At 75.8% G+C, this 21747-nt stretch carries 17 protein-coding genes and 1 pseudogene; 8 read left to right on the top strand and 10 right to left on the bottom strand.

Annotated features, from left to right (window positions below):
* Positions 1-8: 8 nt before the first annotated feature.
* The 7 genes and pseudogenes from ACH5AR_RS19120 to ACH5AR_RS19150 all read right to left on the bottom strand — a co-directional run bounded on the left by ACH5AR_RS19120 (position 9) and on the right by ACH5AR_RS19150 (position 9063).
* On the bottom strand, positions 9-2405 hold the full coding sequence (locus tag ACH5AR_RS19120) for an FAD-dependent monooxygenase (RefSeq protein WP_396302593.1): 2397 nt from the start codon (positions 2403-2405) through the stop codon (positions 9-11).
* A complete protein-coding gene (locus ACH5AR_RS19125; protein WP_396302744.1) occupies positions 2402-2821 on the bottom strand; it encodes an acyl-CoA thioesterase in 420 nt (139 codons plus the stop codon). Before ACH5AR_RS19125 ends, ACH5AR_RS19120 begins: the two co-directional genes overlap by 4 nt.
* Positions 2822-2830: 9 nt before the next feature.
* A pseudogene (locus tag ACH5AR_RS19130) lies at positions 2831-4429 on the bottom strand (AMP-binding protein); the annotation flags it as partial.
* A 180-nt stretch (positions 4430-4609) separates the two neighbouring features.
* Positions 4610-5659: a hypothetical protein gene (locus tag ACH5AR_RS19135; protein ID WP_396302594.1), complete on the bottom strand. Its 1050-nt coding sequence runs from the start codon at positions 5657-5659 to the stop codon at positions 4610-4612.
* 325 nt (positions 5660-5984) lie between these two features.
* Positions 5985-6998 carry an alcohol dehydrogenase AdhP gene (adhP, locus tag ACH5AR_RS19140; protein ID WP_396302595.1) on the bottom strand — a complete coding sequence of 338 codons (1014 nt, stop codon included), beginning with the start codon at positions 6996-6998 and terminating at the stop codon, positions 5985-5987.
* A gap of 140 nt (positions 6999-7138) precedes the next feature.
* Positions 7139-7636: a GNAT family N-acetyltransferase gene (locus tag ACH5AR_RS19145; protein ID WP_396302596.1), complete on the bottom strand. Its 498-nt coding sequence runs from the start codon at positions 7634-7636 to the stop codon at positions 7139-7141.
* A complete protein-coding gene (locus ACH5AR_RS19150) occupies positions 7633-9063 on the bottom strand; it encodes a DUF6271 family protein (protein WP_396302597.1) in 1431 nt (476 codons plus the stop codon). Before ACH5AR_RS19150 ends, ACH5AR_RS19145 begins: the two co-directional genes overlap by 4 nt.
* Before the next feature lie 359 nt (positions 9064-9422).
* Here ACH5AR_RS19150 and ACH5AR_RS19155 point away from each other — a divergent pair, with 359 nt between their 5' ends.
* The 3 genes from ACH5AR_RS19155 to ACH5AR_RS19165 all read left to right on the top strand — a co-directional run bounded on the left by ACH5AR_RS19155 (position 9423) and on the right by ACH5AR_RS19165 (position 12555).
* Complete coding sequence (locus ACH5AR_RS19155) at positions 9423-10616, top strand: peptidoglycan-binding protein (protein WP_396302598.1); 1194 nt, start codon at positions 9423-9425, stop codon at positions 10614-10616.
* A 213-nt stretch (positions 10617-10829) separates the two neighbouring features.
* Positions 10830-11465 (top strand): DUF2269 domain-containing protein, encoded by a 636-nt coding sequence (locus tag ACH5AR_RS19160; RefSeq protein ID WP_396302599.1) that lies wholly within the window; start codon positions 10830-10832, stop codon positions 11463-11465.
* 67 nt (positions 11466-11532) lie between these two features.
* Positions 11533-12555 carry an LLM class flavin-dependent oxidoreductase gene (locus ACH5AR_RS19165; protein WP_396302600.1) on the top strand — a complete coding sequence of 341 codons (1023 nt, stop codon included), beginning with the start codon at positions 11533-11535 and terminating at the stop codon, positions 12553-12555.
* Between the two features lie 85 nt (positions 12556-12640).
* On the opposite strand, the gene ACH5AR_RS19170 is transcribed toward ACH5AR_RS19165, so the two are convergent.
* Together ACH5AR_RS19170 and ACH5AR_RS19175 are read right to left on the bottom strand one after the other, a co-directional pair.
* Complete coding sequence (locus ACH5AR_RS19170; RefSeq protein ID WP_396302601.1) at positions 12641-14143, bottom strand: APC family permease; 1503 nt, start codon at positions 14141-14143, stop codon at positions 12641-12643.
* Positions 14144-14416: 273 nt separating this feature from the next.
* Positions 14417-16063 carry an amidohydrolase gene (locus tag ACH5AR_RS19175; protein ID WP_396302602.1) on the bottom strand — a complete coding sequence of 549 codons (1647 nt, stop codon included), beginning with the start codon at positions 16061-16063 and terminating at the stop codon, positions 14417-14419.
* A gap of 205 nt (positions 16064-16268) precedes the next feature.
* Here ACH5AR_RS19175 and ACH5AR_RS19180 point away from each other — a divergent pair, with 205 nt between their 5' ends.
* The 5 genes from ACH5AR_RS19180 (at position 16269) to ACH5AR_RS19200 (ending at position 19907) form a co-directional block, all read left to right on the top strand.
* Positions 16269-16877 (top strand): TetR/AcrR family transcriptional regulator, encoded by a 609-nt coding sequence (locus tag ACH5AR_RS19180; RefSeq protein ID WP_396302603.1) that lies wholly within the window; start codon positions 16269-16271, stop codon positions 16875-16877.
* 473 nt (positions 16878-17350) lie between these two features.
* On the top strand, positions 17351-17734 hold the full coding sequence (locus ACH5AR_RS19185) for a hypothetical protein (RefSeq protein WP_396302604.1): 384 nt from the start codon (positions 17351-17353) through the stop codon (positions 17732-17734).
* Between the two features lie 4 nt (positions 17735-17738).
* Positions 17739-18980 carry a hypothetical protein gene (locus ACH5AR_RS19190; protein ID WP_396302605.1) on the top strand — a complete coding sequence of 414 codons (1242 nt, stop codon included), beginning with the start codon at positions 17739-17741 and terminating at the stop codon, positions 18978-18980.
* A gap of 82 nt (positions 18981-19062) precedes the next feature.
* Positions 19063-19458, top strand: coding sequence for a roadblock/LC7 domain-containing protein (locus ACH5AR_RS19195; RefSeq protein WP_396302606.1), 396 nt, complete (start codon positions 19063-19065; stop codon positions 19456-19458).
* 74 nt (positions 19459-19532) lie between these two features.
* A complete protein-coding gene (locus ACH5AR_RS19200) occupies positions 19533-19907 on the top strand; it encodes a hypothetical protein (RefSeq protein ID WP_396302607.1) in 375 nt (124 codons plus the stop codon).
* A 103-nt stretch (positions 19908-20010) separates the two neighbouring features.
* Here ACH5AR_RS19200 and ACH5AR_RS19205 read toward each other — a convergent pair whose 3' ends face one another.
* A complete protein-coding gene (locus tag ACH5AR_RS19205) occupies positions 20011-21150 on the bottom strand; it encodes an NUDIX hydrolase (protein ID WP_396302608.1) in 1140 nt (379 codons plus the stop codon).
* Between the last annotated feature and the right edge of the window lie 597 nt (positions 21151-21747).

Consider the following 21747-nt stretch of genomic DNA (forward strand, 5'->3'; position numbering starts at 1 on the left):
GTTCCTCGTCACTCCTCGGGGGGTCCGGAGGGAAGGGGCGGTGACCAGCGGCGGTGCACGGGGGCGGGCGGCTCGCGCAGCAGGTGCAGGCGGGGTGCGACCCGGTCGGCGTTCGGGCCCGGCGGCTTCCGGCTGCCGGCCCGCCAGGGCGCGGGCCAGCGGGCTCCGGGGCCGGTGTAGCCCCGTTCGGCGGCGGCGTGCAGCGTCCACAGCGGGTCGTGGAGGTGGGCGCGGCCGACGGCCACCAGGTCGGCCCGGCCGGCCAGCAGGACGGAGTCGGCGTCGTCGGAGCCGGAGATCGCACCGACCGCGATGGTCGGCAGTCCGGTGGCGGTGCGGACCAGCTCGGCGAACGGCGTCTGGAAGCCGCGCCCGTACGGCGGCCGCTGGTGCGCCACCACCTCGCCGGTGGAGACGTCCAGTGCGTCGGCCCCGGCCCCGCCGAGCGCGCGGCAGATCGCCACCGCCTCCTCCTCGGTGGTGCCGCCGGGCGCCCAGTCGCTCGCCGAGATCCGCACCAGCAGCGGCCGTTCGGCCGGCCAGGCGGCGCGGACCGCCGTCAGCACCTCCAGCGGCAGCCGCAGCCGGTGGGCGAGCGGGCCGCCGTAGCGGTCGGTGCGGCGGTTGGTGAGCGGGGAGAGGAAGGAGGAGATCAGGTGGCCGTGGCCGAACTGGAGCTCCAGCACGTCGAAGCCGGCCCGGCCGGCCCGCTCGGCGGCGGCTGCGAAGTCCGCTGTGACCGCGGCCAGTTGGATGTCGTTCGCTTCGTGCGGCAGCGGGCTGCCGGCGTCCCAGGGCAGGGCCGAGGGGGCGAGCAGCGGCCAGCCGTCGGCGAGCGGGCGCCCGATGCCGTCGGGCCCGGGGGCGGCGGTCGCCCCGCGGCGGCCGGCGTGGGTCAGCTGGAGGCCGAGCGGGGTGTCGCTCACCTCCCGGACGGCCCGGACCAGTTCGCGCCAGGCGGCCTCCTGGTGGTCGGCCCACAGGCCGGGGCAGCGGTCGGTGGCCCGGCCCTCGGGGCTGACGGCGGTCATCCCGGCGATCACCAGCCCGGCGCCGCCGAGCGCGTGCCCGGTGAGCTGGGCGCGGTCGAAGCCGCTGGGCAGCGCGTCGGGGGAGGTGAAGGTGGCGAGCGGGGGCACCACGATCCGGTTGCGCAGCTCCAGCGCGCCCAGTGCCAGCGGCCGGAACATCGGCGGTACCCTGGGCGGGCCGCCGACGGCGCTCTCCACGGCGTCCACGAAGGCCGGGTCGCGGGCCCGCAGGTTGCCGTAGGTGACCCTTCGGCTGCGGGTGAGCAGGTTGAAGGCGAACTGGTCGGCCCCCTGGCCGGTGCGCCGCCCGATGGTCTCGAACCACTCCAGGCTGGCCTGCGCGGCGCGCTGGGTGGACTCCACCACCGGTCGCCGCTCGGCCTCGTAGGCGGCCAACGCCTCGTCCAGGGAGGGCTGTTCGCTCAGGGCCGCGGCCAGGGCGAGGGCGTCCTCCAGGGCGAGCTTGGTGCCCGAGCCGATCGAGAAGTGCGCGGAGTGCGCGGCGTCGCCGAGCAGGACGACGTTGCGGTGGCGCCAACTCGCGTTGCGCACCGTGGTGAAGCGGATCCAGCGGGAGGCGCTGGGGATCAGCCGGTGGCCGTCCAGGTGCCCGGCGAGCAGGTCCGCGCAGCGCCGTACGCTTGCCAGGTCGCTCCGGCCGCGGGCCGGCTCCGGGGTGCCGAGGGCCTCGAAGCCCGCGCGGCGCCAGGCGTCCGCGGCCGCCTCGACGATGAAGGTCGAGCGGGTGGCGCTGTACGGGTAGGCGTGCACCTGGAGGACGCCGAAGTCGTAGCGCTCGACGATGAAGGTGAAGGCCTCGAAGACCTTGTCGGTGGCGAGCCACATGTAGCGGCAGTGCCGCTTGTCCAGGTCGGGCCGGAAGCTCTCCGGGTGGGCGGCGCGGGTGCCGGAGCGGATGCCGTCGGCGGCCACCACCAGGTCGTACCCGTCGGCCAGGCGGTCGACGGGCGGGGCCGGGGTGCGGTAGCGCAGGTCCACCGCCAGCTCGGCGCAGCGCTCCCGGAGGACGGCGCGCAGCCGGTTGCGGTCCAGCGCGGCGAAGCCGTGGCCGCCGCTGGTGCGGACCTCGCCCGCGTAGCGGATGTCGATGTCGCTCCAGCGGGCGAACTCGGCGCTGATCGCGGCGAAGACGCGCGGATCGGCCCGGGCGATGCCGTCCAGGGTCTCGTCGGAGAAGACCACGCCGAAGCCGGTCCGGTCGTCCAGGCCGTCGCGTTCGAAGACGGTGATCTCCCGGTCGGGCGCCAGCTGCTTGGCCAGGGCGGCGAAGTAGAGCCCGCCGGGGCCGGCCCCGATCACGGCGATCCGGCGGACCGCGGCGCCGGCCGGGGAGCGCTCCCGCGCGGTGCTCATGCGACCACCTCGGGCCGTTGCGGCCCCGCCTCGATCAGCGCGCGGCGGACCGGTGCGGGCCACGGCTCGGCGCCCCCGTCGCGCGGGCCGGCGTGCACCACCGACATCCGCCCGCTGGCGGCCAGCCCGTTCGGGCCGTGCACCTCGAAGGCGTAGTGCAGCGAGGACCCGCCGACCCGGACAACCCGCAGCTCGGTGCGGACCACGTCGCCGAACCAGAGCCGCTCGCGGTAGTCGGCCTCGAAGTGCACCCGGGGGATCCGCCCGAACAGCTCGGCGAGCCCGAGCCGGCGCAGCAGGGCCGCCTCCGCCGCCTCGGCCCAGCGCTGCACGGCGGAGAAGTGGTAGTGCCCGGCGGCGTCGGTGTCGGACCACTCCACCCGGCGCTCGACGGTGACGCTGGCCGGGCTGGGCACGGACCGTCGGCGCAGCTCGGCACGGTGCAGCTTGCCGGTCGCGGTGCGCGGCAGCTCGGGCAGGAACTCGACCGTCCGGGGGTACTTGTATGGTGCGATGGTGCGCTTGACGTGCTCCTGGAGCGCGCGGGCCGTCTCCGGCCCGGCGGGTGCGCCGGCGCGCAGCACCACGTACGCCTTGACCACCGTGCCGCGGTGTTCGTCCGGCGCGCCGACCACCGCGCAGTCGGCCACGTCGGGGTGGGTGGCCAGGGCCCGCTCCACCTCGGGCCCGGCGATGTTGTAGCCGGCCGAGACGATCATGTCGTCGCTGCGCGCCCGGAACCAGAAGTAGCCGTCGCCGTCCCGGACGTAGGTGTCGCCGGTGAGGTTCCAGCCGTCGCGGACGTAGTCCAGCTGGCGCTCGTCGTCCAGGTAGCGGCAGCCGGTCGGGCCCTTGACGGCGAGCAGTCCGGGTTCGCCGTCCGGCACCGGGCGGCCCTGCCCGTCCAGAACCGCGGCCCGGAAGCCGGGGACGGGGCGGCCGGTGGCGCCGGGGCGGATGTCCTCGTCGGCGGCGGAGACGAACACGTGCAGCAGCTCGGTGGCGCCGATGCCGTCGATCAGCCGGCGGCCGGTGGCCGCGTGGAAGGCCTGCCAGACCTCGGCGGACAGCGGCTCGCCCGCCGAGACGCAGCGCCGCACCCCGGCCAGCCGGTCGGCCAGCCCGGCGGCCAGGATCGCCCGGTAGGCGGTCGGCGCGGTGAACAGCACGCTCACCCGGTGGCGGCGGACGTGCTCGGCGAGCTGCTCGGGGGCGGCCTGCTCCAGCAGCAGCCCGGCGGCGCCCGCCCGCAGCGGGAAGACCAGCAGGCCGCCGAGGCCGAAGGTGAAGCCGAGCGGCGGCGTCCCGGCGAAGAGGTCCTCGGGGGTGGGGCGGAGCAGGTGGCGGGAGAAGGTGTCGGCGATGGCGAGCACGTCGCGGTGGAAGTGCAGGGTGGCCTTGGGGCGGCCGGTGGTGCCGGAGGTGAAGGCGATCAGTGCGACGTCGTCGGCGGCGGTCGGGACGGCCGGGAAGCCGGCGGGCTTGGCGGCGCAGCGGGCGGTGAGGTCCTCGGGGCCCGGGCCGCCGAAGCCGAGGACGCGCAGCCCGGGGGTCCGCGCGCGGTGCAGCTCCGCCAGGAAGCGGTGGTCGCACAGGGCGAGGACGGGCCCGGCGATGCGGTGCAGCTCGGTCAGCTCGGCGGCGCGCAGCAGCGGCACGGTGGTGACGGTCACTCCGCCGGCCTTCAGCACGCCGAGCCAACATGCTGCCAGCCAGGGGGTGTTGGGGCCGCGCAGGAGGACCCGGTTGCCGGGGACGAGGCCGAGGTCCTCGGTCAGCAGGCGGGCGATCCGGTCGGCGCGGTCGCGCAGTTCGCCGTAGGACCACTGGTCGGTGGGGGTGAGCAGGCAGCGGCGGTCCGGGCCGAGGCGTCCGATGGTGTCGTCGAGCAGGGCGGCGGCGCAGTTCAGGCGGTCGGGGTAGGCCAACTCCGGGAGATCGAAGAGGAGTTCGGGCCACTGCTCGAAGGGTGGGAGGTGGTCTCGGCAGAACGTGTCCACGTGCGCCGAGGGGGAGAGCTCCATGGGCGGCACCTCGTCGTGCGAGCGGGAGTGAGGCCAGTATGGCGCCTTGGTGACGCCAGTCAAGAGAGCGGTACATGCATTCGGGGGACGGCCCCGGTGCTCGTCCGGCGTCCGGTTCGCGAAGCCCGGCGCGCTGTGCTCCCGCTGCCCGCTCTCGCCCCTTCTCGGTGATCGGGCAGGTCAGCCCGCCGCTTCCCGGGCGGAGGCGTCGGGGATGCGCCCGTCCTGGGCCTGCCGGGCCCGGTCGGCGAGCAGCCGGGCGAAGACCGTCAGCCCGGGCGCGGTGAGGGCGGCGCCCGGCCCGTCGCCGCGCACCACCAGCAGCACGCCGCCGAGCCGGACCAGCGCCACCGCCGACGAGGAGCCGTCGACCCGGGTCGTGCTCCGGTCGCCGATCCGGGGGATCGCCACCGCCGTCGGCTCCTCGCCGGGGATGCGTGCCAGCATGGCCTCGAAGCCCTCGGCGGCGGCCTCGGGGGAGGGGAAGGCGACCACGCCGAACTCCACGGTCTGCACCGGTGCCGCGCCGAACGTCACGGTGGCGTAGGCGAGCTGCCGGCCGCAGGGGCCCGGCGGCAGGCACGGCGACCCGTCGGCCGGGCCCGTCCCGGACTGCGGCCCCCGCTGCACCCGCCAGCCGGGCGGCATCGCCCCTTCGCCGGGCAGTACGCTGCGCACCACCGTCGGCTCGCTCAACGGAGGGGCGGCATGGGCCAGTTCGGGCCCGCCGGGCTTCATCAGCGGGCGCGAGCCCAGGTGGACGCCGAGCGCGACCAGCACGGCGATCAGCACCAGGACGAGCGCCGCGACGATCCCGGCGGTGCTCCGCCCGGAGCCGAGCGCCCGGGCGCGGGCGGCCGCGGGGCCGGTCCGCAGTTGGACGGTGGCCGGGCCCTTCGGCGGCGGCGCGGACGGCGGCCCGACCCGCAGCCGGAGGGTGCCGGGCTCGCCCCGCAACCGGACGGTCGGCGGATCGCCGGGCCCGCCGAGCCCGGTGGTGGCCAGGTACTGCGCGAACGCCGGGTCGGTGGCCAGCAGGTGCTCGACCGCGGTGGTCAGCAGGGCCCGCGCCTCGGCGTCGCCCGGGCGTGCCTGCGCCGCGGCGAGCGCGCGGGCCCCCTCCGGCACCATCCGCAACCGCGCCCGCACGACGTCGGCCACCGCCCGGTGCGGACCGTCGCCCAGCAGCGCCGCGACCGCCCCCGGTGCCGATTCCCGGCCGTCCCCCATGGCAACTCCCCCTGCCGCACGAGTGGTCGCCCCCACCATCCTGGACCGCCGCCCGCTTCGCCCCGGGCGGGACGGAACGGAGACGCAACTGCAACGCCACCCGGACGAACCCGCGCCGTCCGGGGGCGCCGCCCCGCACGGCCGGGCGCGCTACGGACGAGGGACCGGAGGAGGTCGGGCGGCAGGACGGGGTTGCGGGCGGCGGCGTAGAGCGGTGACGGCATTCGGGCATGGTGCCCGCCGTCCGGCCGGGGGTGCCGCCGGTCCACGGGCCGGGCCGGGGCAGCGCCGGTGGACCGGGCCCGGCACGGGCGAGGGCGGCCGGTCAGCGCATGTCGAAGACCAGGCGGGCGGAGACCTTGCCGCCCAGCACCTCGTCGAAGCAGGCGTTCACGTCCTCGAGTCGGCGGGTCTCGCGGATCACCCGGGTGCGGCCGAGGGCGTGCAGGCGGAAGACCTCGGCGAGGTCCTCGCGGGTGCCGACGATCGAACCGATCACCTTGGTGCCGTTCAACACCGTCTCGAAGACGGGCAGTTCGAGCTTGCCGCCGGCCGGGAGGGCGACCAGGACGAGGGTGCCGCCGCGCCGCAGGGCGCCGTAGGCGGCCTGGAAGGAGGCGTTGCTGACGGCGAGGGCGATTGAGGCGTGGGCGCCGCCCAGGGCCTGGACCTCGGCGGCGACGTCCTGGGTACGGGCGTCGAGGACGTGGTCGGCGCCGAGCTCGCGGGCCAGGGCGAGCTTGTCGTCGGTGACGTCGACGGCGATCGTCTCGGCCCCGAAGATCCGGGCGTACTGGAGGGCGAGGTGGCCGAGCCCGCCGATGCCGGAGACCAGCACCCGGGTGCCGGGGCCGGCATCGGAGACCTTGAGCGCCTTGTACGTGGTGACGCCCGCGCAGGAGAGCGGTGCGGCGTCCAGCGGGTCGACCCCGTCGGGGACGGGGACGACGTAGTCACCGTGCGCCAGCGCGTACTCGGCGTAGGCGCCGTCCACCGAGTAGCCGCTGTTGTGCTGCTGGAGGCAGAGCGTCTCCCAGCCGGTGACGCACTGGTCGCAGCGCCCGCAGGCGTCCGCGAGCCAGGGGATGGCGACCCGCTCGCCCACCCGGACGTGCCGGACCTGCCCGCCGACCGCCTCCACGACGCCGACGCCCTCGTGCCCGGGGACGAACGGCGGGCTGGGCTTGACCGGCCAGTCGCCGTGGGCGGCGTGGATGTCGGTGTGGCAGAGGCCGGAGGCCTCGATCCGGACCCGGACCTGCTGCGCGGCGGGCTCGGGAACGGGCCGGTCCTCGATGACCAGCGGCTCGGTGAAGTCGTGGACGACTGCGGCCTTCATGCTCTGCTCCCTCGGGCGTACGGACGGTGCCGGTGGCGGCAGCGCGCGAGGCGCAGCCGCCACCAGCTTCACCCGATGGGGTGATCTTCGCCGCCGGGGCTAGGCCGAACGAGTGATCATCGGCGCCGCGTTTCCGCAGGTCAGCGCACCGGCATCGACATGTAGACGGCGCGCCGCCCGTAGCAGGCGGGGACGGCCACCTCCCGGTGCGCCCGGTACCCGAGCAGCCGCAGCAGGATGTCCGCCCCGCGCACCGCGACCATCGAGATCCGCTGGTAGCCCAGCTCCTCCGCGTGCTCCCGGAAGTGCCGGATGAACCCCAGCGCGACGTCCCGGCCGCGCAGGTCCTCGGCGATCACCAGGTCGTGCACGTGCAGGTTGTCCGAGGCGAACGCCGCCTCCTCCGGCCGGGCGAGGTCCGGGCAGCGCAGCGGCGGGTACGGCAGGCTCAGCAGGTAGCCGCGGACCGCGCCGCCCTGCTCCAGCACGAAGCACGTCCCCGGCGAGGCGAGGGCGCGGGACCGGAGCGCCTCCCGCCCCTCCGACAGGCCGTCGGCCGCGTAGGCGTCGTGCTCCAGCGCGACGACGGCGTCCCAGTCGGCCTCGGCCAAAAGCCGGATCCGGAGGTCCCCGCTCACCCGGCCGCGACCTCCGCGGCGGTGCCGCGTCCGTCCGCGGAAGCGCCGAGCCCGTCCGAAGCGGTGCCGAGCGCTTCGGCGGCCGCGCCGAGCCCCTCCGAGGCAGTGCCGAGCGCTTCGGCGGCCGCGCCGAGCCCCTCCGCGCGGGAGGCGGCCACCAGTGACGCCCAGGACCCGATCAGCACCGCCCAGCGCTCGGCGTCCTCCCGGGCCTCGTCCAGCAGTTGCCGGCGCCGCTGCGCCACCACGTCCGCGAGCTCGGCGTACTTGCCGCCCAGCTTGCGGTAGGAGCGGTCCAGGACGTCCAGGCAGTGCTCGTTCCCTGCCTGGTCCCAGTCGACGCTGCCCCGCACCAGGTCGAGGAGCGGCTCGACCCTCAGCCCGTGCCGCTCGTCCAGCAGGTCGCGGCCGAGGTCGATCATCCCGCCGTAGACCGGGTACAGGTACAGCATCGAGAGCAGGAACTTGACGAACCGCAGCTGGTAGGCGACGAAGCCGGAGCCGGTGCGGCGTTCGGGCGTGTAGTAGTTGACGATGTGGCGGTTGTGGACGACGCCGGGCAGCCGCGAGTGGACCAGGGCGTGCAGCAGCGCGTAGTCGCTGCCGATGGTCTCGGTCGAGGGCAGCAGCGGCAGCGCCTCGTAGGCCCGGTGGTCCAGGGCGATGTTGCACATGTAGACGTCCCAGATGTCGGGCACGCCGAGGACCGACTCGTCGGTGCTGAAGGGCTCGGAGCCGGCGCCCTTGAAGGAGACGTCCACCATCGCGTCCCGCTCCTCCTCCGACCACACCGGCGGGGTCCACAGGCGCACCACGTCGCGGTAGACGGCCGGGTCCAGCTCGTGAATCTCGCCGATGTCCACGTTGAGTTCGCCGATGAAGGAGCCGCTGACCAGCATCACCGGCTTGTCCGCGTCGGCCGGGTCGAGCAGGGAGCGGGACACGACGGCCGCCGCCTCGCGGGCCGGCCGGCCGATCGAGAGCAGCTCGTGGTGGATCGGGAAGACCTTCCGGCCGTCGACGACCTGGAAGTCGGCGTCGTCGTTGCGCAGGTGCGCCGAGGTGCAGCCGAGGGCGGCCGCGCCCAGGAAGAGCCGGTTGACGCAGGAGCCGTACGCGACGGCCCGCGGGAGCATCAGGTCGAGCAGCAGGTCGGGGTCGGCGGCGCCGGAGCGCTCGGCCACCCGGCGCAGGAACTCCCGCTGCCGCGCCTCGCCGAGGTGGTGGACGACCACGCCGGGGGTGGGCTCGATCGCGGCGACGGCGCCTGCGTTCCGCGCGAACCCGGCGTCGTCGTTGGTGTCGAGGACGAGCAGGTGTACCTCGACCCCGAAGTTCTCGACGGCGTAGGCCGCCTCCTCGGCGAGCTCCGCGATGGTGTCGGGACAGGGCCGCATGGTGGGCAGGGCGAGGCAGACTCTTTGCATGGTGCGGGCTTCTCCATCGGATCGTCAGATTCGTTACCGCGACGGCCTGTTGGGCGCACGGGAGTACCCGGGCGCGGGGCTGGGGCCGGTCCGCCGGACCACCGTGGACTAGACCACTTTTGATGTCAACGATTGACAGCGCGGCTCCGGCGGGGTGGAATGCGCCCCCCCGCCGGGCGATCGGACGCCCCCGCACGGGCGCCCGGATCGCACACGGGGGCGAACCTCCCCCGCAGAGTCGAACGGCCGGACGAGTGCGAGGGGTTCAGCACCGGGAAATTACGCCGTCGGGGTCAATCCGCGGGCCCTTCCTGCCGATACCGGAGGTGATGCCCTCACACCGTTGGGAGGAGCCAGCGATGCCCGAACTGTGGCTGCCCGGCGCCGAGGTCCACGACCTCGGCGACCACGCACCGACCGACCAGCAGTACCCGCCGAAGGCCATCGCCCACATCACCTGGGACCGCAACGCGACCGCTGCCGCACCGCAGGACTGGTGCCCCTACGAGGACCTGGTCGGCTACTTCACCGGCGGCGGCGCCGGTGAAGCGCCGCACCTGGTCTGGGACCCGTTCAGCGGCCGCGCGACGCAGCTGTTCCCGGCCGACTCCCGTTCGAAGAGCCTGCGCAGCCCCGACCAGAGCCCGACCCGCACCAACCGCGCCGGGCGGGTGGTGATCCAGATCGAGGCGGTCTTCTTCCCCTACTGCCGCTACCAGGGCGTCGTCTACCCGCGCCTGGTCGACACCCCGTGCGCCGGCTGGGACCGGCTCCACGCCTGGATCTCCTCCTGGGGCGTGCCCGACAACTGGCCGATGGGCCGGCCGGCCGACTTCTCCAGCCACCGCGACGAACGGACCTGGGAGGCCGTCGGGGGCTGGTACGCGCACGCCCACGTGCCGTACAACGACCACACCGACCCCGGCTCCTGGCCGGACTTCACCCACGGGTCCGGCTCCCCGGGCGTCCCGCCCTCGCAGCAGCACCCGGGGCCCCCGGCCACGCCCGCGCGCTACCAGGTCAGCATCAACGGCCTGCCGTACGGCTACGGCGCCCGGGGCTACCAGGTGACGGCGGTCGGGCGGGCACTGGTCGCGCACGGCTTCGGCCGCCACTACCGCTCCGGGCCCGGCCCGGACTGGACGGACGCGGACACCGCGAACTACGCCGACTACCAGGGGAGTCTGGGCTACTCCGGGCAGGCGGCGGACGGCGTGCCGGGCGAGGGCTCGCTGCGCCGGCTGCTCGGCTACCTGCCCGGGCAGCGGACGGTCTCGGTGTCCCACGTGGTCGCGGCCGCGGGGGCGGACCCGGGCGCCGCGCAGGGCCACCTGACGTACGGGGCCGAGGTGGCGATCGTGGAGCAGGCGCTCGCGGACGAGGGGCTGCTCGACCAGCGGTGGGTGGACGGCTCGTTCGGCACCCGGACGGTCGCCGCGTACGCGGCCTGGCAGCGGCGCTGCGGGTACGAGGCGGGGGCGGCGGACGGGATCCCCGGGCCGGCCTCGCTGAACCGGCTGGGAGCGGCGCACGGGTTCGCGGTGACCGACTGAGGCCGGCTCCGGGCCGCAGCGCCCCCGGCGGCGGCCGGGGGTCGCTCCCCGGTCAGGAGGCGCCCCCGGGGGCGCCTCCTCGGCGGGCAGCGACCCGCCAGGGCGCGTACTCGCCCTGGAGTAGGCGAGGTTACTTCCACCGTCGGATGTCCGATGAGGCGTCGGCGGGAGAGTGTGGGGCCGTGCTCGCGCCCCGACTCGAAGGAGGTACCCATGCGCTCGCCCACCGGCGCCCACGCGGCGTCCGAACCGACGCCGCGGCGGGCGGCCGCTCCGCCGGCCGGCGGCAGGCGCCTGCCGCCGGCGCTGCGCAAAGCGCTGGTCGTCCTGCACGTCGTCGCCTCGGTGGGCTGGCTGGCGCTGATGCTCTGCCTGCTCACCCTGGCGGTGGCGGCGCTGACGACCGCGGACGCCGACCGGCTGCGCACCGCCTACCGGGCGATGGGCCTGCTCGGGGACGCGCTGGTGCTGCCGCTGGGCCTGCTCACCTTCCTGAGCGGGGTGGTCCTCGGGCTCGGCACGTCCTGGGGGCTCTTCCGGTACCACTGGGTGAGCGTCAAGTTCTGGCTGACGCTCGGGGCGCTGGCGGCCTCCGTCCTCGCCCTCACCGACCGGCTGCACGAGGCGGTGCGGGCGGCGGACGCGCACCCCACCGGCCCGATCACGGTCGCGGAGCTCGGCTTCGTCCGCTACAACACGGTGATCGTCCCGGCGGTGGCGCTGACGCTCTACCTGGCCATCGTGATCCTCTCGGTGTACAAGCCCTGGGGCCGTCGGAAGGCGAAGGCCGGGGCCGGGGGTGGGGCCGGGGCCGCCGGCCGGGGCCGAATACCCGGGGCGGGCGCCTGACCGGTCGGCCGCCGGTCAGGGCACCCGGCCGGGTCCTCCCGGGGAATGCCCGTGCGAGGGGTGGGCGTTGTCCACGGACGTGACCATCGCCGCGCCCGCCGTGCCCAAGCTCTCCGTGCTCGACCGCTCCCGCACGAGACGGGGCGAGGAGCCCGCCCTGGCGCTGCGGTCCACGGTGGCCTTCGCCCGGGAGGCGGAGCGGCTCGGGTACCACCGGTTCTGGGTCTCCGAGCACCACGGTGTGCCGGGGGTGGCCGGATCGGCGCCCACGGTGCTCGCCGCGGCGGTGGCGGCGGCCACCACGGACATCCGGGTGGGCACCGGCGGGGTGATGCTCCCCAACCACCAACCGCTGGTGGTGGCCGAGCAGTTCGGCGTGCTGGCCGCGCTCTTCCCCGGGCGGATCGACATGGGGCTCGGGCGTTCGGTGGGCTTCACCGACGGTGTCCGGCGGGCACTGGGACGGGAGAAGGACGCCGCGGACGAGTTCGGGGCCCAGCTGGCCGAACTGCTCGGCTACTTCGACGGCACCCAGCAGGCGCACCGCGGCGTCCACGCCCGGCCGGCCGAGGGGCTGCACGTGCCGGCCTTCCTGTTGGCCACCGGCGCGGGCGCCGACCTCGCCGCCGAGGCCGGGCTGCCGCTGGTGATCGCCGCCCCGCACGGGGAGGAGCGGATGCTGGCGGCGATCGACCGCTACCGTGCCAGGTTCCGCCCCTCCGCGCAGGCCGCCGAGCCGTACGTGGTGGTCTCGGGCACCGTCGCCGTCGCCGAGACGGCCGAGCGGGCGCACGAACTGCTCGTCCCGGAGGCCTGGTCCGGCGCGTACTCCCGCACCCACGGAGAGTTCCCGCCACTGGCCCCCGCGGAGGAGATCCGCTCCCGGGAGATGACCGCCCGGGAGCGGGCCGCCTTCGAGCAGTCGCTCAAGGGGCACATCGCGGGCACCCCGGAGCAGGCCGCCGCCGAGCTGCGGGCGCTGATGGACCGCAGCGGGGCGGACGAGTTCCTGGTCGCCACCAGCACCTACGACCGCACCGCGCTGCTGGCGTCCTACCGGCTCCTCGCCGAGGCCGTCGGCCAGGCCTGAACGCCGTCGGCCCGGCCTGAACGAACGGCCCGGGCCGGGGCCTCACCCGGGCCCGGCCCCGGGCCCAGCGCGCTCCGCTCGCCGCTCAGCCCGCGTCGACCTCGCTCGTCCCGAGCCGCGCGTACACCTCCGGCCGCCGGGCCCGCAGCCGCAGGGCGATCCCGACGCCGGTCAGGAACACCAGCGGCACGATCGCGACCAGCGGCCAGTTGACCTCCGGGCCGGCCCCGGTGAACAGGTCGAGCCGCCACACCACGAGCGCGGTGGCCCCGCACAGCAGCACGGTGGCGGCCAGCGGTGCCACGACCGTACGGAGCAACCCGGCGCTCGCGGCGGCCGCCCGCTCACGGCGGAAGAAGGCGAACACGGCGAGCCCGGCCAGCGCCTGGAGCACCAGGATGCCGACCACGCCGGGGGAGTTCACCCAGAGGAAGAACTGGTTGTACGGGTCCGCGCCGATCAGCGCCGCCACCCCGACGGCCACCGCAGCCAGCACCGACTGGGCGATGCCGCCGATCCACGGCGAACCGTGGCGCGGGTGGACCCTGCCCAGTGCGGCCGGTGCGGCCTGCTCGGAGGCCAGCGCGTACCCGTACCGGGTGATGGTGTTGTGGAAGGCGAGCAGCGCCGCGAGCAGGCTGGTGACGATCAGCACCCGCTGCACGTCCGTCGCCCAGCCGCCGACGTAGTCGGTCATCGCGGTGAAGAACATCCCGGCCGGGTCGGCGGTGGCGGCCGCCACCGCCCCGGTGTCGCCGAAGGCCTGCACGATCATCCAGGTGATGAAGGTGTAGAAGAGCCCGAGGAAGGCGATCGCGGCGTAGGTGGCGCGCGGTACGGTCCGCTGCGGCCGGCGGGCCTCCTCGCGGTAGATCGCGGTGGCCTCGAAGCCGATGAAGGCGGCGAAGGAGAGGCCGAGCACCCCGCCCATCCCGCCGGAGAACACGTGCTCCGGGGCGAACGAGGACAGGCTCAGCCCGTGCGCCCCGCCCCTGACCAGCACCGCCACCGCGAGCACCAGCAGGATGCCGGTCTCGGCGATCAGCAGCGCCCCCAGGACCTTGGCCCCGAGGTCTATCGAGCGGAAGCCGAGGAACCAGACCAGCGCGACGCCGAGCAGCGCCCAGACCGGCCAGGGCAGGTCCAGCCCGAGCAGGTCGGCGGCCGTGGTGTGGGCGAAGAACCCGAAGGCGCCGAACATCCCGATCTGGATGGCGTTGTACGAGAGCACCGCGAGCAGTGCCGCGCCCAGCCCGGCCGCCCGGCCGAGCCCGCGGGTGACGTAGGCGTAGAAGGCGCCGGCGTTGCGGATGTGGGCGGTCATGGCGGTGAACCCGACCGCGAAGAGCGCCAGCACCACGCCGGTGGCCAGGTAGGCGACCGGCGTGCCGATGCCGCCGAAGGAGATCGCGAACGGTGCGACGCCGGCCATCACGGTCAGCGGCGCGGCGGCGGCCACGACGAAGAAGACGATGTCGCCGGTGCCGAGCACCCCGCGCTCCAGACCGCCGGGGGAGGCGGTGGGAGCGGCGGGGGCTCCGGGGGGACGGTGCACGGAGGCGGAGGCCGTGTCGGAGGGCGGATTCATGGGGGAGCTCTCCTGCGGGTGGTACGGACCGGGCGGTACGGACAGGGCTGGTACGGACAGGGCTGGTACGGACAGGGCTGGTACGGGCGTGGCGGGTACGGACGGAGCCGGGGCGGCCGGCGGCGGCCGGCGGTCGGGGGTCGGCCGCCGACCGGGAAACGAGGCACGGCCGCCGTGGGGGACGGTCGGAACCGGTCAGGAAGGTCCGGCGGCGCGGGAACGCGGGCGCGGGCCGCGCCGGTGGCGGGGGCCGCGCGGGCGGGGCGGGGCGCCTCAGCTCCGCGGGCGGTCGCCGCCGGAGCTCGCCCCGCCGTGGGTGCGCTTGCCGCCGAGCCAGGTGCCGGCCACCTCGATCGAGGCCAGCTCACCGGTCGGCACCGCGTACGGGTCGGTGGCCAGGTGCACCAGGTCGGCCCGCAGGCCCGGTCGCAGCACACCCCACTCGCCCTCCTCGAAGGCCTGGTGCGCCACGCCCGCCGAGTACGCCGCCAGCGCCTCGGTGAGCCCGATCCGCTCCTCGGGCAGCCAGCCGCCGTCGGGCAGCCCCTCCGGGGTCTGCCGGGTGACGGCGGTGGCCAGCCCGGCCAGCGGCTCGTAGCGGGTGACCGGCCAGTCGCTGCCGAAGGAGATCCGGGCGCCGCCGCGCAGCAGGGCGGCGATCCGGTACTGCCGGGAGCCGCGCTCCGGGCCGATCCGGGGCAGGGTGAGCTCGGTCATCAGCGGGTCGGTCTGCGCCCACAGCGGCTCGAAGTTGGCGATCACCCCGAGCTCCGCGAAGCGCGGCAGGTCGTCCGGGTGCACCAGCTGGACGTGCGCGATCACCGGTCGGCGGTCGCGCGCCCCGTTGCGCCGGGTGGCGGCCTCGACGGCGTCCAGCGCGATGCGCACGCCGTGGTCGCCGATCGCGTGGATGTGTGCCTGGAAGCCCAGCGCGTCCACGGCGGTGACGGCGTCCGCCAGCTCGGCGCCCGTCCAGTTGGCGACGCCGTGGGAGTGCGGGCAGTCGCTGTACGGCTCCAGCAGCGCGGCCGTCCCGGACTCGATGACGCCGTCGGCGAAGAACTTGACCGCCCGAGCGCTGAGCCGGCCGCGCCCGGCGGCCTCGACCCGGTCGCGGTCGGCGGCCAGCCCGGGGAGCCGGGCGCGCCAGCCGTCCGGTTCGAGCAGCAGGGCGAGCCCGGCCCGGACCGGGAGGTCCTCCTCGGCGACGGCGGCCAGCCAGGTGTCCACCTGTGCGGGCTCCACCCAGGCGTCCTGCAGCCAGGTGATCCCGGCGCCGGCGAGTGCGGCGGTGCTCTCCCGCAGTGCGGCGACCTGTTCGGCCAGGGGCAGCGGCGGGACGAGCGCGAGGACGGGGTTGAGCGCACCGAACTCACGCAGGGTGCCGAGCGGGCTGCCGTCCGGCCGCCGGACGATCTCGCCGCCCACCGGCTCGGGGGTGTCCGGCCCGTACCCGGCCCGGCGCAGCGCCTCGCTGTTGGCCCAGCCGGTGTGGTGGTCCATGGTGCGCAGCAGCACCGGCCGGTCGGGTACGGCGGTGTCGAGCAGCCGGGCGTCGAACAGCCCGCCCTCGGCCAGCCAGGGGTCGACGGCGTCGCCGGTGATCCACTCGGCCTCGGGGTGGCGCCGGGCCCAGTCGCCGACGGCCGCCACGACCTGCTCCAGGCTGGTGCAGTCGCGGACCGGCACCCCGCGCAGGCCGATGCCGCCGAGCAGGGGGTGGACGTGGCCGTCGCCGAAGGAGGGCAGCAGGGCGCCGCCGTCGAGGTCGACGGTCTCGGTGCCGTCGTCGCGCAGCGCGAGGGCGGCGTCGCCGAGGGCGGCGATGCGGCCCGCGCGGACGGCGAGGGCGTGGGTGCGGGGGAGGGCGGGGTCTCCGGTGTGGATCCGGCCGCCAGTGAAGATCGTCTCGGCGCGCATACGGGGGTGTGCGTCCTCTCCGGGGTGGGGCGGACCGACGGGTGCGCGGACTGCCTGACCGAATGGGGTTCGGCTACCGTAGGCGCGGCACCGGCAGGTGCGGAAGGGTTTTACTGAAAGCCGTTCAGTAACGCTTGGATAACGATGATCTTGGTCTGCCGGGGCCGACGGGCGGTTCGGCGACCCCGAAGGTGAGGAGCCGGGCATGCCCAGGCCGCGCACACCCCTGCTGGACCGGCAGCGCATCGTGGACACCGCGCTGCGGCTGGTCGACGAGGCGGGGGACCTCACCATCCCCGCGCTGGCCGGTGCGCTCAAGGTCAGCCCCTCGGCGCTCTACCACCACGTGGCCGGCCGGGCGGAGATCGTCGCCCTGATGCGCGCCGAACTGGTGCGCACGATCGGCGAGCAGTCGATGTGGGACCAGCCCTGGGACGCCGCGCTGCACACCTGGGCGCACGCTTACCGGGACGCCTTCGCCGAGCATCCCGGCATCGTCCGGCTGCTGGCCACCGCACCGCTGGCCGAACCGTTCATGCACGCCCTGTACGAGCGGGCCGTCGCGACGCTGGAGGACGCGGGCTTCGCCGCGCAGGACGTGATGGGCCTGATCACCGCCCTGGAGAGCTTCATCCTGGGCTCGGCGCTGGACCTGGTCGCCCCGGACGTCATGGTCGACGCCGTCGACCGCACCGCCACCCCCCGGCTGGCCGGCGCCCTGGACGCCGTCCCCGCCGGGCGCGAGCGCGCCGACCGGGCCTTCGAGCTCGGGCTCACCGCCCTGATCGGAGGCTACCGGGCGCTGCTCGGCTGACGTTCCGTCAGCTCGCCCGGTAGGTTCCGGTGTTGCCGGGGAAGGGGCTCGTTCCGTCCGGTGGAGCGGATCCTCGTCGGTGCGGTCCCCTCCGGCGCGGGCCCTCGTCGGTGTGGTCCCCCTGAGGTGTGGGCCCCCTTCGGCGCCGGGTGCCTCATCGAAATACATCGTCTTATCGCACTTTCGGGCCCGAAACCCTTCGGCGGGTCTCGGTATCGGTCAAGGTGCCGGGCCAGGTGGGCGGTGGACGGCATGCCAATCTCCCTGGTCCACCGGTGGCACCGGCTCCCGTTCGCCCCTGATGTGGCGTCAGTTCTTGGCCGGAACTCGTCGTTGCTGATGTGAATATGCCATTGGAATGTTCGTCATATGAAATCCGGCAGTAGCCTTCCGTGGCGAACCAACCACTGCTGGTGGTGAACCGGTCGGCGCCGTGCTGCGCCCGGCTGCCCAGACCCCGCGAAGGAGCCGGTGTGCCCGGTATCGACGAATGCCTCTCCGGAGCGATGGCGATCCCCGGGGCCCGCGCTGCCAGCCTGGTCGACTGGAGCAGCGGGCTCGCCCTCGGCAGCCTCGGGGACAGCCCGACCGGCGAGCACGAGACCGCCGCCGCCGAGGCCACCGACCTGGTCCGGGCGGCCGTCGAGAGCCAGACGTTCACCGCCGCCGAGGACCGGCGGGCCCCTCTGGAGGACATCATCGTCACCGCGGGCCGCAGCTACCACCTGATCCGCTTCCTCGACACCGTCTTCGAGAGCCGGCTCGTCCTGCACCTCTGGCTGGACCGTGCGGAGGGCAACCTCGCCGCCGCCCGCTTCCGCCTCCAGTCGCTCGCCGAGGAGCTGGTGCTGGGGTGAGCGCATGACCGCCGCCGGCGCCGCGCCGCCGTGCCCGGCGGCCTCCGCCGCCCCGGAGACCCCGGGCGAGGCGCTCGCCCTGCTCGCGGAGCGCCGCGCCACCGGCGCCCTGCACGGACCGCTCGGCAGCCTCCACCTGGTCGACGGACGGGTGACCGCGGCCGAGTCCCCCCGGGCGCCCGGACTGGCCGACCTGCTCGCCGGCTGCGGCCGGATCACCCCGGACGGCTGGGTGCGGCTCCTGCGGGCGCACGGCCCGCGGTCGGGTGTCGGCGCGGCGCTCCTCGAACGGCGGCTGCTCACCCGTGGGGAGCTCGAACTCGGCCACCTGGCCACGCTGTTCGACGCCGCGTACTTCGTCCTCGCCGATCCGGCCGGCGGCGTCTGGCGGTTCGAGGACGGCGCCCGGCACTGGCTCGGACCGGTCGCGGACGTCGACCCGGCCCGGATCCGCCGCGAGGTCGACCGCCGCCGACGGCTGCTCGACGGGATCTGGCCGTGGGGGCTGCTCGACACCGCGCCCGTCCGGCCGGTCGAGCACGTCCGTCGGCCGAGCCACCGCCCCTGCGGCCGCCGGCGCCGCGAGCTGCTGGACCACGCCGACGGCCGGCGGACCCCGGCCGACCTGGCCCGACTGCTCGGCCGCTCCGGCTTCGGGGTGACGGCCGACGTCCGCCGCCTCGCGGCCGCCGGGCTGCTGGACGCGCCCTGCCCGGCAGCGGTACCGCGGCCGGCCGCGCCGCCGCCCGCTCCGCCGCGCCCGGTCGTGACGCCGCCGCCCGCTCCGTCGCGACCGGTCGTGACGCCGTGCCCCGTGGGCCCGCCGACGGTGCCCGGGGTGCCCGACGCGCCACCAACGGCCGTGCCGGCGAGCGGAGTTCGCCGACCGGCCACGAGCCGGCCGGGTGGTGGCCTGCACCGCAGGATCCCCGGCGCCAGCCTCCGGGGAGCAGGACTCCCCGGCCCCCCGGTCGAGGCCGCCACGGCCGGAACCCCCGTCGGAACCTCCGTCGGGACCCCCGTCGGAACCTCCGTCGGGACCCCCGTCGGAACCTCCGTCGGGACCCCCGTCGGAACCTCCGTCGGAACCTCCGTCGGGACCCCCGTCGGAACCCCCGCCGGGGCCGGGGCCCCCACGCGCTCCGAACGCCCGCCCGCCACGGCCGCGGCCCACCCGCTGGCCGTCCCCGACCCGGACGTCGCCCTGCTGACCCGGGTCCGAGACCTCCTGGAGGCCCGACTTTGATCCACTCCCCGCCCGCGACCCCGTCGTCCCGGCCATGAGGCGGGCCCTCAAGCAGCGTGTCGGAAGGAGACAACTGATCGGCTTGGAGACCGAGTTGCTCGCCGAACTGCGCACTGTCAAGCACCGTGTCCCGCACCTCGCCGGCGGCCTGGTCGCCAGCGTGGACGGCCTGCTGGTCGCACACGACACCCATGGCACCGAGCCCTCCGGGCTGGCCGCGATGACGGCGGCCTCGCTCTCGCTCGCCCAGCGGCTCGCCGACACCACCGGCCAGGGCGAGTTCCGCGAGTCGCTGGTGCGCGGCGAGAACGGCTACGTCGCCACCTACGCGGCCGGCGGCAGCTGCGTGCTCGCGCTGCTGGCGCACCCCGACGTCAACGTCGGCCGGCTGCACCTGGAGGCCCGCCGCAGCGCCCAGCGCATCGCGGAGCTGCTCAACGACGCCCTCGTGCCCAAGGACCCGCGCGACGCCGGCTGACCAGCGCCGGCCGCCGTACGCACACCGAACCATCCGACAACCGAACCACCCACCACCGAACGGGAGTTACCCAGATGACCGACGCAGCCGGCGCGCTCAAGCAGGCCATGACCAGCATCGAGGGCGCCATCGGCGCGGCCCTGGTGGACTACAACAGCGGCATGGCGCTGGCCACCCTCGACGGCCCCGGCGGCCTGGACCTCAACGTGGCCGCCGCCGGCAACACCGACGTCGTCCGCGCCAAGATGCGCACCATGGACATGCTCGGCCTCCAGGACGGCATCGAGGACATCCTGATCACCCTGTCCAGCCAGTACCACCTGATCCGCCCGCTCACCGGCCGCACCGGCAAGGGCCTGTTCCTCTACCTCGCGCTGGACAAGGGGCGCGCCAACCTCGCGATGGCCCGCCACCAGCTGGGCCGGATCGAGGCCGAGCTGGAGGTCTGACGCGGCGGCGCCGCAGACCGAAAGGCCCGGCGGGCCGCGCAGGCCGAGCAGGCACCGGTGGGCTCCGGCGCGCCCTGCCCCGCCGGTGCCCGTCCGCCGGGCCTCACTCCCGAGGCGGGTCCGGGACGACGGCCCGTCCGCGCACCAGCTCGACCGGCCCGCCCGCGCCCTGCCGGGCAGCCAGCGCGGCGGCCGTACGGTCCCAGGACGGGCCGGTCAGCAGCGCCCGTGCCTCGTCCGGAGCACAGAGCCGCCACTCCACCAGCTCCTCCTCCGGCAGCACGAGCGAGTCGACCATCGGCTCCGTCACCGTGCCCCCGTCGAACACGTACACCACGACGGCGGTGTCCCGGCCGGTCGCCGGGTCCGCCGTCGGATCGGCTGCCGCGCCCGGCTGCCAGTCCAGCGCCAGCAGCGGCCCCGGCTCGACCTCCCAGCCGAGCTCCTCGCGGATCTCCCGCCGCGCCGCCGCCCGGGGCATCTCCCGGTCCGCCTCGACCCCGCCGCCCGGCAGTGTCCAGTACGGCACCTGACCGCGCGGCCCGTCCCACGGCCGCAGCCGCACCAGCAGCACCCGGCCGGCCGGATCGGTGAACAGCGCCCGCGCCTTGGCCCGGATGCGCGGCCGGGTCGCGTAGTACGTCTGCCGGTCCAACGGCGGCTCCGGCGGCTCCTCGGTCGACGGCGTCAGCCCGGGCGCCGCGGCCGGCCCGGCGTACGCGGGCACCGGTCCGTCGGCGGGCAGCCAGCCGAGCGTGTGCCCGACCGGTCGGCTGTCCTCCAGCTCCAGCGGCCCGGCCTCGCGCGGCGCCCGCAGGCAGGCCGTCATCCGGCGGGACAGCCGCGGCGGCAGGGCGTGCCCGGCCTGCTCGGTCGTCAGCCACGTCCAGCCGCCCACCTCCGCCGGGTCCGGCCGGAACGCCGCGACCTGCTCCGCCGTCAGCGGCTCGGCCCAGTAGAGGTAGACGACGATCGGCCGGTCGCCGTCCCGCAGCAGCGCCCAGTCCACTCCGGCCAGCGGTCCCAGCCGGGGCGTGAACCCGAGCTCCTCCCGGATCTCCCGCCGGGCGGTCTCCCGCGGCGACAGGTCCGTCGGCTCCCACCCGCCGCCCGGGATCGCCACCGGGTGCTTCCGGTCGTACGGCAGCCGCACCACCAGCACCCGCCCCGCCCCGTCCGGGAACAGCACCCCCGCCGCTGCCAGCACCTCCCGGCCGACCGCGCCCGCGCCCGTGCTCTCCACCCCGGCTCCCTCCGCCGCACTCTCCCCGGGCACGACAGCCCGGGGCACCCGGATGGTTCCCCCACGTGGGCGCCGCCGACCACCACGAACGAGCGACCCAGGCCCGGGCCCCGTCACTCTGCCGCTCCGGCAGGCCTCCGCCGGCGGGCCGCCCGCCTCGGCCTCTCGGGCGTTCCCGCCCTGGCCGGTCGACTTCCCGATGCCGCCGCGACCTCGCCCGGGACGCCGCTGGTGGGTCTGCCGCAGCCACAGCTCGACCGCCCGGCCGGCGCCATCGCCGCCGGCCCTCCGGAAGGCCCGCCACCCGGGCGGTCGTCGTCAGGGTGTGGCTCGTGCTCCCTGTCCGCCCCGGTGCGCGGGCCGTTCCGGCGACATGTCGCCTCTTCCCTCCCGCCCCGGCCGGGCTGCCGCTCGGAACCCCGCCGGCCCGCCGCGTTCGCGGCCCCGGGTGCCGATGCCGGAGGCCCGGCCGCTCCACCGTCCGCGCGCGGCCCGGCTCCCCGCGTTGTTCGCCGTCCGTGCCGGTTCGCCGTCGGCCGGTGGACTGCTCGCCCGTGCGGGCCCGGCGATTGGTCGGCCCCACGGTCGCCGCGGCCC

Origin of the sequence: Kitasatospora sp. NPDC018619, assembly GCF_044391605.1 — a bacterium.
GTDB lineage: Bacteria > Actinomycetota > Actinomycetes > Streptomycetales > Streptomycetaceae > Kitasatospora.